Source organism: Rubritalea sp. (genome assembly GCF_039830215.1).
Lineage (GTDB): Bacteria > Verrucomicrobiota > Verrucomicrobiia > Verrucomicrobiales > Akkermansiaceae > Rubritalea.
Map to the genome: position 1 here is coordinate 1 of NZ_JBDOPO010000260.1, position 11,192 is coordinate 11,192.

10 protein-coding genes and 2 pseudogenes are annotated in these 11,192 nt (G+C 45.9%); 6 read left to right on the plus strand and 6 right to left on the minus strand.

Translation table 11 applies throughout. The features are described from left to right. Positions 1–385 (plus strand): annotated as a pseudogene (locus ABGY95_RS08530) (hypothetical protein); the annotation flags it as partial. A 298-nt stretch (positions 386–683) separates the two neighbouring features. Here ABGY95_RS08530 and ABGY95_RS08535 read toward each other — a convergent pair. Both ABGY95_RS08535 and modF read right to left on the minus strand, forming a co-directional pair. Next, positions 684–1,628, minus strand: coding sequence for a DUF429 domain-containing protein (locus tag ABGY95_RS08535; protein ID WP_347441258.1), 945 nt, complete (start codon positions 1,626–1,628; stop codon positions 684–686). Between the two features lie 714 nt (positions 1,629–2,342). Next, a complete protein-coding gene (gene modF / locus ABGY95_RS08540) occupies positions 2,343–3,845 on the minus strand; it encodes a molybdate ABC transporter ATP-binding protein ModF (RefSeq protein ID WP_347441259.1) in 1,503 nt (500 codons plus the stop codon). Positions 3,846–3,859: 14 nt separating this feature from the next. On the opposite strand from modF, the gene ilvY reads away from it, so the two are divergent. The 3 genes from ilvY (at position 3,860) to ABGY95_RS08555 (ending at position 6,985) form a co-directional block, all read left to right on the plus strand. Then, complete coding sequence (gene ilvY, locus ABGY95_RS08545; protein WP_347441260.1) at positions 3,860–4,747, plus strand: HTH-type transcriptional activator IlvY; 888 nt, start codon at positions 3,860–3,862, stop codon at positions 4,745–4,747. A gap of 3 nt (positions 4,748–4,750) precedes the next feature. Then, a complete protein-coding gene (locus ABGY95_RS08550) occupies positions 4,751–5,548 on the plus strand; it encodes an HAD family hydrolase (protein ID WP_347441261.1) in 798 nt (265 codons plus the stop codon). 216 nt (positions 5,549–5,764) lie between these two features. Further along, positions 5,765–6,985 carry a porin gene (locus ABGY95_RS08555; RefSeq protein ID WP_347441262.1) on the plus strand — a complete coding sequence of 407 codons (1,221 nt, stop codon included), beginning with the start codon at positions 5,765–5,767 and terminating at the stop codon, positions 6,983–6,985. A 322-nt stretch (positions 6,986–7,307) separates the two neighbouring features. Here the strand turns inward: ABGY95_RS08555 and moaC are convergent, their stop codons facing one another. Continuing rightward, the gene (gene moaC / locus ABGY95_RS08560; RefSeq protein ID WP_347441263.1) at positions 7,308–7,784 is read right to left on the minus strand and encodes a cyclic pyranopterin monophosphate synthase MoaC; all 477 of its coding nucleotides are present in this window, start codon (positions 7,782–7,784) and stop codon (positions 7,308–7,310) included. Between the two features lie 112 nt (positions 7,785–7,896). Between moaC and ABGY95_RS08565 the strand changes: the two genes are divergently transcribed. Further along, positions 7,897–8,400, plus strand: a complete 504-nt coding sequence (locus ABGY95_RS08565) for an MOSC domain-containing protein (protein WP_347441264.1) — start codon at positions 7,897–7,899, stop codon at positions 8,398–8,400. Continuing rightward, a complete protein-coding gene (fdhD, locus tag ABGY95_RS08570; RefSeq protein WP_347441265.1) occupies positions 8,390–9,184 on the plus strand; it encodes a formate dehydrogenase accessory sulfurtransferase FdhD in 795 nt (264 codons plus the stop codon). The genes ABGY95_RS08565 and fdhD overlap by 11 nt, the downstream gene beginning before the upstream one ends. A 4-nt stretch (positions 9,185–9,188) precedes the next feature. On the opposite strand, the gene ABGY95_RS08575 is transcribed toward fdhD, so the two are convergent. The 3 genes and pseudogenes from ABGY95_RS08575 to ABGY95_RS08585 all read right to left on the minus strand — a co-directional run. Continuing rightward, the gene (locus ABGY95_RS08575) at positions 9,189–9,677 is read right to left on the minus strand and encodes a hypothetical protein (protein ID WP_347441266.1); all 489 of its coding nucleotides are present in this window, start codon (positions 9,675–9,677) and stop codon (positions 9,189–9,191) included. A 19-nt stretch (positions 9,678–9,696) separates the two neighbouring features. After that, positions 9,697–10,740: a flotillin-like protein FloA gene (gene floA / locus ABGY95_RS08580; RefSeq protein WP_347441267.1), complete on the minus strand. Its 1,044-nt coding sequence runs from the start codon at positions 10,738–10,740 to the stop codon at positions 9,697–9,699. 16 nt (positions 10,741–10,756) lie between these two features. Beyond that, positions 10,757–11,192 (minus strand): annotated as a pseudogene (locus tag ABGY95_RS08585) (histidinol-phosphatase); the annotation flags it as partial.

The window sequence follows — 11,192 nt, forward strand, 5'->3', positions numbered from 1 at the left end:
TGAAACGGCTGCGGATGACGTCTGGTGCACTTACATCACTTATATACCCATGCCTAGAGGTCACTCCTACTTGATTGCTGTGAGGGACTGGCACACGCGTGCAGTACTTTCATGGGAAGTGTGTAACACGATGGATACAGCATTTTTCTCCGAGCTTTACGCCAAGCCTTCAAGTCTACAGGTCGGCAGCCTAAGATCTTCAACACCGATCAAGATAGCCAATGGAGCAGTAAAGAATGGGTGGGAGAAATTGAATCTCGAGGGATCAAAGTGGACATGGACGGCAAAGGATGTTGGCGAGACAACGTGTTCATCATACGCCTCTTGCGGAGTATCAAGTATGAGAAACTCAGACTCTGGAGCTATAGCAACGTACCAGAACTAAAAGCATTGATTGATGACTGAATGGAGTTCTATAACCACCGAAGAAGGCACCAATCGCTTTCAAACCAAACCCCATGGAGCGTCTACCAAGAAGCCCAACGGCACGCAGCTTAAACCAGCCTAAGGCAATAAAAGGAAACGACACAAATGGATTGCCCAAAGCAGTCTAACACCAATATTCACTCGTCATCGATAGAGCTGTCAGAATTTCAATACACACTGGAAATCACTGGCAATGTTTAGGAGACCACTCCAAAAAAGCTGATTAATCTGGAGACTCGAAAAGTATTTTTCACAAGTTAGGTTTGCTGGTTAAAACAGGTGAGAAGTCCAGGGCCTATGATGTGGCCATCGTCTGTTGTGCCTGGTTTTTGCCAGATGTGGGCTGTGCCACTAGTGAAGCTGATGGCACTAGCTAAACAGAGAGCAGCATCGATGACGTCGTCGAATAGCTTACCTCCTTTAAATGAATCATTCTGTCTCAGTACAGGGTCACATCTCATTTGGGTAAGCAACTGCTCTAGAATTTGAGACCAGCCCCCTTGATCCAATTTCCCCAGAATACCACTCAAGACGTTCATAGTGAGGCTAGTGAGTTGCGCATCGGTGAGCTGGACTCCCTGTTGTTTTTTATAGGACTTCACATCTGAAGCTAAGAGTATCTCAGGGTAGAGTCCCTGCCTCTTTATTGCCCAGATAGCTTCAGCTGGGAAACATTCGAAATAGATGTCTGAATGATAAACTTCCCGGTCGCCAGTGAACAGGGCCAGAGGTAATTCACCATGGCTTAATTTATCCATCAAGTTCTGAGCACGAGCAGGCACGCTGTCACCTGGTTGAATGTTAGGGTGCCATCCATAACTGCCTCCAGCTATTCGATCTATTGATTTTCGTTGCTCTGAGAGGTACTTTTCACAGGTTCGGAAGGCTTTTTTCTTCCCGATTTTAGGTGTTGTGTTCGATTGGAGCGGCGCATCTATGGCGAGCACCACCACGTCATCTACCTTTATAAGCTTAGTTAAGGCTGAATAGGTAGCTATCGCATCGGGGTCTCGATCGTTCTTACTTAGGTCTACCCGCACATACCCAGCCTCTAGGAATACGTTGCCGCTACTATAGCGAGTCCAAGCGATAAGGTCCTGCTGTGATTGCTTATTGCTCTTAGATCCGCCATGCCAAGCTAGATCAAGCCCAAGGCACAAAAGGTTTTTATCAACATCGAGCGAGAATTGTGGCAGATTCATACGTCAGTTTACAGGTTTATGTTAATCTGGAAATCAGTAATTATTCGACCTTGTTGCTGAGGTCTCTAACCTGCGAATTACTGATCCAAAATAAGTAGAGGTTATGCATACGTTGCTGAACTACTCCAGAGAATGCCATAGATTTGACTTCATCAGAAATGACCTGATAGAGGCCCTATGTAATCGACTAATATGTGTATAGCGGCTTACATAGTTAATGGCAACTACATCAAGAACGATAACTTTTTCAATATTATTGTTCAGTTTCAGGTTGTTGTGAGGCGAGCTTAGCTAATCAATGAACAGCTTTCGAAGAATTTTTAAATTAGGAGAGAGGTAGCCTGTGGCTGAGTTTTAGCTGTACAGTGTTCAGACTGGGATGAGTAAGCGTTGAGGCGAGTGATGATGGAGCCAGAGTGGCTAGTGTGTGTGGCGGTATTTCTGGTGGCGGCTGTTGGGCTTGTCGGGGAGAGTGCGCTCGAGGTGGCCTAACTCTGCTGCAGTGCGTTGGCAGTTCTTTCGCAAGGTTGAGCGGTGGAAGAAACCTAGATCCGCTATGTAGTCAAGGGAGCTGAGTGAGCCGGGCCTTGAGAACTTCGAGTAGGGGGTTGACTTGGACTCTCATTGGGTCGGAGGTAGTGGTTTTCTGATTCTCGTGAAGAGCCAATGACTTCGTATTACTTACAGCTGCTTACAGTGATAAGGTGAAAGATCCTAGAGTTCTACTATCTGGATAGAATAAGGAGGCTTGGTGGATTGGGCAGTTTTGATCAATCCTGCAATTGGAGTAAATTTAAGCTCATGGGTGAGGCATAGAAGTTTATCTTCTTGCTCGTGAGATATGTAGATGATTTGCGCTATTTTTCGCTCAGCTATCTGATCAATGAGCTGGATGACCAAGGCTCTATTGATGGGGTCGAGACCTTGGCATGGTTCATCGAGGATGAGTAAGTAAGGGCGTTTGATTAGGGCCCTAGCAATAAGTAGCATGCGTTGCTGTCCGAAAGAAAGTTGCTGGAAGTGTGTGTCTTTATATTTGTCTAAGCCTAAAAAGACTAACCACTCGTTAGCGATCTGCTTATGCATAGCTGTCACAGGCCGGTAGACTCCGATCGTGTCAAAAAATCCAGATAAAATAACCGTCTCAGCGGTGACCGTGATTCTGTATTGTTGGTGGAGGCTGGTCGACATCAATCCCATGTGGTGTTTTACCTCCCAGATTGACTCACCATTTCCGCGCTTTTGCCCGAAAAGATGGATGTCGTTAGAATAGCATTGAGGGTGATCTCCGGAGATTAGGTTGACTAGTGTGGACTTTCCGCAGCCGTTGGGACCGCTTATCTTCCAATGTTGGTCAGGCATGATCTGCAGGTCTAATCCGTCGAGGATGACCTTGTTGTGATAGGCTACGCGGATATCTTTTAGACTAACAATAGCTTGCTCGAAGGTGGGTAAATAGGGCGCGTACGTTGATGGCATTCTTGCAGGGAGCGGTCTGTTAGCATCTTGGTCACTAGATTGGAGCTGCCTGAAGAGCTTACTCGATAAAGCATTTTCCTTAGTGTCCTGATAGACTAATTCCATCTGGTGGAGGCAGGCTATATGTGTGGTGAGCTCTGATAGGTGTGACAGCCGGTTGATGATCAGGACAGTGGGGGTGGTTTTCGAAATTTCAGTGATTGTTGCCGCGAGGTGAGCAGAAAACTCCTTATCTAAGCCGTCATAGGGTTCATCTAGAATCAATAGTTTTGGGTTGGCCGCTAGGGCTCGAGCAAGCATTAGGCGCCTGCGTTCACCAGTGGAAAGCAGCTTGAAACCTGTGTCGATACATTGATGGAGATGGAGGGTCTCAATAAGAGTGATGAGATTTACCTCATCAGCTAAATTCTCAACAATAAGCTCACGGGTGGTTCTGCCGTTGTCAACTTGGTTGATCCATTCGCTGTCATCTTCGTAAATTTCGCGTTCCAGTAGCGCTTGCTCATCTTCAAAGGATACGAGTTGAGCTGAGTTTGATGAATCGGCATTCTTGAGCATTCTAGCGAAAGTTGATTTCCCTGAACCGTTTCCGCCAAGGATGGCCCAATTTTGGCTTTCGCTCATACTGAAGTTATCAACCAATACTTGGGGGAGATTGGCGAGTAAACACGGTTTATTTGTGATTTTGATGATTGGCATTGTTGCTACTGCGTGGTTGCGATACGTGTGATTATGCATAAGCTGTCTGAGATTTGAACCACCACGAGATAAAAAATTTCCTAAGTGTTGCTGAACAACTCCATTTTGGTAGAGCCAGTGAAATATGTAACCTCAGCCCTTCGGCTCTGACGCGAAGCATCCAGCGGTTAGAAAATGAGCTTGGTCAGGATTTATTTATCCGTGACACTCGCCAGGTGCAGCTCACTCAGGCTGGTGAGAAATTTCTTAGCTATGCAGTGAAGGCTTTACGGGACTGGGATAGTGTTTGTGAGGATCTGGTAGATGATGGTTCTGTCGATGGTGTGGTATCGATTTATGCTTCGGTGACCGCGGTGTATTCCGTGCTGCCAGATTTATTAGAGGCTTACAGAGAGACTTATCCGAAGGTGCGTTTGAGCCTACGAACTGGAGCTGCAGAGGACTCGCTGGATAAACTCTTTACTGGTGATATCGATATGGCGGTTGCAGCACTGCCGGATAGACAGCTCGAGCGATTTGATTTCATACCCTTGGTGACAACGCGTCTGGTATTTGTTGGGCTTAAAAACCCATTACCAGAATTGCGCTACAGTGAGCCGAATGATCTCAAAAAGCTGCCCTTGGTTTTGGCTCGTAGTGGAGTTTCGCGCTCACGTGTGAACCAGTACCTCCGTGAGTTAGGAGCGCACACAGCTCGCATAAGTGAAGTGTCTGGCAATGAGGGGATATTGGCGATGGTTCGTCTAGGATGCGGGGTGGGGGTTGTTCCTGAGCTCGTATTGGAGCGGAGCCCATTTAGGAGAGATTTAGAGATTTTACAGAATGCTCCAGAGTTGGAGCCTTATGTGGTTGGACTGTGCGCGTCAAAGAAGAGTCAATCACGAGCCAGTGTTGCCGCCTTATGGGAGTTGGCTCAAAAACGATCTGCAGAGAATTTTTGATAGATGCTTTGGCTGCGATTGTGGCTTGCCATCGGTCTACATCTTGATGACACTCAATGGGTGTATTCACCCAGCTCACCTACAGGCTACGCTTTATTCGACCTCGATCAGACAATTGTCCCATGGGATACCCAGTTATTATTCTGTAATTTTGTTCTAAAGCGTCAGCGTCTTAGGACAATATATCTGTTGGGGTTTATACCATTTTCTCCCTTTGCTAAGTTCCTTGGCCCGGAGACAATGAAGCGTGTTTTCTTGAACTATCTTGCAGGGATGGATGCAGAAGTGTTGGACCAATACGCACGCGAGTTTGTTGACGAGCTTGTACCCGATGGTTTGTATTCTGAAGTGGTTGAAATAATAGAGAAGCACAAAGCTGATGGCTTGCTGACAATACTCAACTCAGCGAGCCCTGAGATCTGGGTGAAATACCTTTCAGAAAAACTGGGTTTTGATCATTACTACGGAACTCAAGTGGTTATCAATAAGAGAGTCACTCTCTTTCCTGATATCGAGGGGATGAATAACAAAGGGGAGGTCAAGATTGGTAGAATGCGTCAGCATTTCCCTGATGACTGGATTGAAGGCGCAATTTTACCCAATAGTTTTGGTTATTCCGATAGTCACGCTGATTTGCCAATGTTGATGCTATGTGAGCGCAATGTGATGGTTCACCCAACTGCTAAATTGCGTGCAAATGGTGAGAAGTTTGGATGGCTGGAAATGAACCCAGTACGGCCAACTCAATCGAAATGGGAATTCGCAGTGGCTTGTGCAAAACAGGCTGTGGGGCTGTATTGATAGCGATCTACACTCACTTTATTGAGCTTGAATTTGCTTGGGTATTTAGGCGGCGTGTGTCCATGGTTCTTCATTGGAAAATAGAATGTGACGAATTTAACACATAATAATAATTCCCAAAGCCGAGATTTCCCTTAAGTACATGCAGCGAGGCGAGCAAACGACCGTGATTTATATTCCTCGGTCATTCGTGTATCGCAAAACCATATATTAACTATGAATAACAAAGTAGTATCATCAATGATCAGCGCAGCAGCCCTCACGGGTTCCGCTTATGCAGGTCCGGCTCCAGTTGTAGTGGAAGAAAAGTCAAACTGCGGTAGCTGGTGCGACACTCTCGAAACAATTGGTACAGTTTATAAAAACAAGGAAAACCCATACATTCAGAAGGTTAAGTTCTTCGGGCGCGCACAAGTCCAATATGGCTATGTGGATGGAAAAGACTCAAACGGTGATAGTTTCAACCAAGATTTTGATGAGTTTCGTCGTCTCCGCTTCGGTGGTGAGGTGAAATTCCTCAATGGTTTTAAACTCAAAGCGAATGCCAACTTTGTTCTTGATGAAAAGCCTAAGGGTGGTGAGCGTGAATTTGGTTACCAGAGCTTTGATCAAGCTAAACTTTCATACACATTTAAAGATCTCTTTAGCATCAAAGAGTCCACAATCACCTACGGTCGCTACAAGGTGGCAGTGGGAGCTGAGCAGCACGCATCTTCTAAGAAAATCAAGACTGTTGAGCGTTCCGCATTGGCAAACAAGCTCACGACAGGTCGCCCAACTGGTGCATCTATCGATTTGAAGAATGATGGATGGAGTGCCACACTGGGTGTGTTTTCAAATGATTACCAGAAGGAGCAAGACGATTTACTCACAGGCTGGGGTGAAAGCGTTGCTATATATGCATCTACAAAATTTGACGTGTCTTCAGGTGGAGTGATTCTGGATGTTATCTACAATGATCAGCAAAACACTGATGATCCATTTCTTTACAAGTGGGCAACATCTGCAGCATACCTCACGTCATATAGTGATTGGGATCTTACATTTAACGCTATTCTTGGTGACAATGGAGACTTTAGTGGCGCACAACGCGAAGGTTTATTCTACGGTTTCACAGCACTTGGCTCTAAAGACATAATCAAAGATAAGCTCGAATTTGTCGCACGTTATTCCTACCAGGGTTCGGAAGGTGACGAAGGTGTGCGTCTGAATAGTCGCTACGTGCGTAGAGCTTCACGTAACACGCCATCTGGTTCGAGTTCTATAACAAGTGGTCGTGGTGATCAGCACCACGCGCTATACGGTGGACTCAACTGGTACCTCTGTGGTGATCAGTCAAAGTTCATGACTGGTTTGGAATATGATAACCTAGACGCTAGTCAGGGAAGTAATATCGCCGCGACTACGATTTGGGCTGCTTATCGTATGTACTTCTAGGTCTTTCCTTTTAGACCAAATCTAAGATTCAATTATTTTAAAATGCACCATCTGGTAAGGTTGGTGCATTTTTTATACCTCTGGCAGATGGTGGAATAGTGAGTATTGTAGGTCTTGCTCCGCAATTTGTGGCAGCTAGTTAGCAGAGCTAAGGTTTTGGCACGTACAGAGCACTGGCAATTTAGAGCATGAATGCTATCTTTGCTATTCCATCTGATAGATATTCTCCAGAGTACATTGTCAATGTGAGGAATGTACACCCCACCTACCACATTATTTTTTGACGCGTTTGGCGTGGTTTTTACCCGAATGGGTATCGTGGCTATTCCTGCTCAAAGTCGGACTTACCTCCAGTCTTGCTGAGGAGGCGAGTATGATCGATGGTGATCGATTTACTCACGGCCTTACACATGTCGTAAATGGTGAGGGCAGCAGCTGAAGCACCAGTGAGCGCTTCCATTTCAATGCCTGTTCTGGCCGAGGTTAGGCAAGTGCACTGGACTCTGACTTGAGTGGTATTGATTGCCGTAATTAAAAATTTACATTTTTCAAGTGGCAGTGGGTGGCAGAAGGGAATCCAGTCGGATGTCTTCTTAGCTGCCATAGTTCCAGCTATGATGGCGGTCTGAAAGACGGGGCCTTTCTTTGATTCAATGTCACCGTCCTGCATGTACTGTATAATTTCCTCACCAAGTGTGAGGATAGATTCGGCAGTGGCTTCACGGCGTGTTATATCCTTAAGCGATACATCAACCATACCTGGCTGATTTTCTTGATCGATGTGGGTGAATTGGTGCATGGATTGATAGTGAGAGTGGATAGCTACCGGGTACTTTCTACATACAATACACAATCGAGTGTGGCAATCGTCAGTTATACTTGTTTTGATGAGCAAGTAATCAATTAATCTTATGCACGCCACGATAAAGCATCTCTACATATCTCCTGATCATAATTATTTTGGTCGCTACGGAAAAGATTCACTGAAGCACCCGATAGTCGAACGCGCATCGCTTGAACTAGTTGCGGGTAGTGGGATTGTGGGTGACCGATTTTTTAACTACGAGACTGATTACAAAGGGCAGATCACATTTTTCGATTCAGCTACATATGAAAAAGTAATTTCAAAATTCAAGATTAAGGATTTAAAGCCAAGCGTATTTCGACGTAACGTGGTAGTTGATGGGATTGACTTGAATAGCCTAATAGGCAAGAGGTTTTCATTCAATGGTATGGAGTTTACTGGATCTTGTGGATGTAAGCCGTGTTTTTGGATGAATGAGGCAATTGCTGATGGTGCTGAAGACTTTCTTAAAGGAAGGGGTGGTTTACGTGCACGAATCCAGCGTGGCGGGACATTGGTCACTGGTGCTACAGATGTTGAAATTTTAGGTGACGTAACCGATGTCGTCTGAATCTCGCTCAAGACGCTATCCTATTACCCAATATCAAAATGGATCAGATGTGCCGTCTGAGGATAGTGTTGCGGTGGAAGAACCACTACAAATAACTCTCGATGGGCATCCAATAGCTGTCGTTATGCGAACTCCGTGTGATGATTTGGATTTAGTTAGAGGGTTTCTTCTAACGGAAGCCATTTTACCAGATCTAGACGGCGTGATGAGAATTGATGTGGACCAAAATAAAAACCACGCTTTAGTTTTCCTTAAGGATGACGTGACAGTTGATTTCCAACGGCATCAGAGAAACCTTTACTCTGCCTCATCTTGTGGAATCTGTGGGAAGGCAACTATTGATTCGATTCGCCAGGATCACCCGAAACTAGGAGGAGCATCCACTGTGTGTAGTAAGGTTTTGCTCAGCTTGCCGGATCGTTTGCGTGATGCGCAGCGAGTTTTCAATAAAACAGGGGGGCTACACGCAGCAGGACTCTTCAGTAATGATGGGACGCTTCTTGTGTTGAGGGAGGATGTTGGGCGGCACAATGCAATCGACAAGGTGTTAGGTTATGCAGCGCAGCAAACAATTTGTCTAAGCGAGGTGATCCTACAGGTGTCTGGTCGAGTCTCGTTCGAAGTGATGCAGAAAGCTCATGCTCTCGGAGTTCCGATTGTTTCAGCTATATCGGCGCCAACAAGTTTGGCCGTAGAATTTGCTCAAGAAAGCGGTCAGACCCTGATTGGGTTTTTACGCCCGCCGAGGTTCAATTGCTACGCGGGCTCTGAGCGCGTGAGTTAGAGTCTTAGTGTTCGGCTAAAGTCTTTGGTGGACCAAGAATTTGTCGTGCTATAATGGCTTGGCGTAGTCCATCTTTGCTTCTAATTTTTTTGCGAATCACGGAGCTGTCGCTCTCACCGATAGTTTTAGATTTGATGGGGTCACCGATGGTCAGCGGAAGCTTCTTAGTTGTCGATTTACCAGCCTTTTCAATGTCAGCTGAACTGTACCTAGGCTGCTGAATTTGCTGAGGGAGTTTTGGTGGTGATGACGGCTTCTCAAGCGGGCGCGTCACTGTCGGTTTCTTGATAGAGGGAGGAGAGATTTGCTTTTGACGCTGGACAATATCCTCACGACTTTCCTCGTAAAGGGACTCGAATATATCTGAGTCATCCTCTTCTTTCTTTGCTATAAGTTTGCCAAAGAGCCACTTGAGAAAGCTAAAGATCATCACGATGATGAATAACACCCCTTGTGCGGGGATGTCAGTTTCTGCAAGTAGCTCTGTGAACATAACTATTAGAACTTTGAAATTATTCTTCGTTGCTTCCGAGTGATTCACGCATCTTTGTGTCAGAATTGACATTCTGATACTTTGCGTAATCCATGACACCTAGGTTTCCAGAGCGGAATGCTTCGGCAATTGCCATAGGGATTTCAGCTTCAGCCTCAACTACCTTAGCTTGCATCTCTTGTGTGCGAGCTGACATTTCTTGTTCCTCAGCAACCGCGGCAGCACGTCTAACTTCAGCCCTTGCCTGTGCAATTTGTTTGTCTGCTTCCGCTTGCTCAGCTTGTAGGCGAGCTCCAATATTGTCAGAAACATCCACGTCAGCGATGTCGATGGAGAGGATTTCAAAGGCTGTGGAGTCATCTACTCCTTTGGAGAGGACTAGCTTTGAGATAGAGTCAGGATTCTCAAGGACTGCTTTATAGGATTCAGCTGAGCCAACTGCAGTCACGATACCTTCACCGACGCGAGCGATGATAGTCTCTTCAGTAGCACCACCGACAAATCCGTCAAGATTTGTGCGGACTGTGACGCGTGCACGGGCATTCACAGCGATACCATCTTTAGCTACGGCAGTGATTTTGTTAGAGCCAGCTGATACTGTCGGACAGTCGATAACCATAGGGTTGATCGATGTGCGAACAGCTTCGAGGACCGTCTTCCCTGTGTCTTTAGTGGCGAGGTCAATGGCACATGCACGGGTGAAGTCGAGAGATATGCCAGCTTTATCAGCAGCAATAAGCGCAAGTACAACATTCGCAATGTCACCACCAGCTAGGTAGTGAGCCTCGAGATAGTCAGTGGTGTATTCGAGGCCTGCCTTGACCGCTGTAATACGACTATCGACTATCAGTTCGAATGGTACTTTTCTTAGCCACATTCCAATAAGTGACCCAAATGCAACGGGCGCTTGGGATAAACGAGCTCGGAGCCATGTTTTGAAAAACTTGAGGATGAGGTATGTGAAAATCAGGCCAGCTAGAAGAATGACGCCAGCAATGATGAAGATGAGTGGGTCTGGAGAGACTATGGGACTTTGAGCTTGCACAAAAAATTGAGAATACATTTTATATATTGGATGATTAGTAGATAGAAAGGAAATCTAGAATTTCTGGGAGTGATTTAGTATTGATGACATCAGATTTAGTGAGCCAGCCTTTGCGGGCTATGCGCACACCGAATGCTAGAAACTGAAGTTGTTCTAACCGATGAGCATCTGGATTGATAGCACATTTCACACCTTTTTCACGGGCCTTATTCCAGTGACGCCAATCCATGTCCAACCGTCGAGGGTTGCTGTTGAGCTCGATGATGGTACCCGTCTCCGCAGCGCAATCGATTATCTTGTCAATATTGACTTTGTATGGTTCGCGGCGCAGAAGAAGTCTACCAGTGAGGTGTCCCAGCATACTGACGTGAGGGTTCTCCATAGCGCGTATAATACGCGCTGTCATTTCCTTTTCAGGAAGTGTGAAGGAGTTGTGTACAGAGGCGACAACGTAATCTAACTGTTTTAAA

Bases quoted from the DNA above. Each gene is read 5' to 3' on its own strand.
- ABGY95_RS08535 (WP_347441258.1), bottom strand. From the start codon at position 1,628: ATGAATCTGCCACAATTCTCGCTCGATGTTGATAAAAACCTTTTGTGC.
- modF (WP_347441259.1), bottom strand. From the start codon at position 3,845: ATGCATAATCACACGTATCGCAACCACGCAGTAGCAACAATGCCAATC.
- ABGY95_RS08550 (WP_347441261.1), top strand. From the start codon at position 4,751: ATGCTTTGGCTGCGATTGTGGCTTGCCATCGGTCTACATCTTGATGAC.
- ABGY95_RS08555 (WP_347441262.1), top strand. From the start codon at position 5,765: ATGAATAACAAAGTAGTATCATCAATGATCAGCGCAGCAGCCCTCACG.
- moaC (WP_347441263.1), bottom strand. From the start codon at position 7,784: ATGCACCAATTCACCCACATCGATCAAGAAAATCAGCCAGGTATGGTT.
- ABGY95_RS08565 (WP_347441264.1), top strand. From the start codon at position 7,897: ATGCACGCCACGATAAAGCATCTCTACATATCTCCTGATCATAATTAT.
- fdhD (WP_347441265.1), top strand. From the start codon at position 8,390: ATGTCGTCTGAATCTCGCTCAAGACGCTATCCTATTACCCAATATCAA.
- ABGY95_RS08575 (WP_347441266.1), bottom strand. From the start codon at position 9,677: ATGTTCACAGAGCTACTTGCAGAAACTGACATCCCCGCACAAGGGGTG.
- floA (WP_347441267.1), bottom strand. From the start codon at position 10,740: ATGTATTCTCAATTTTTTGTGCAAGCTCAAAGTCCCATAGTCTCTCCA.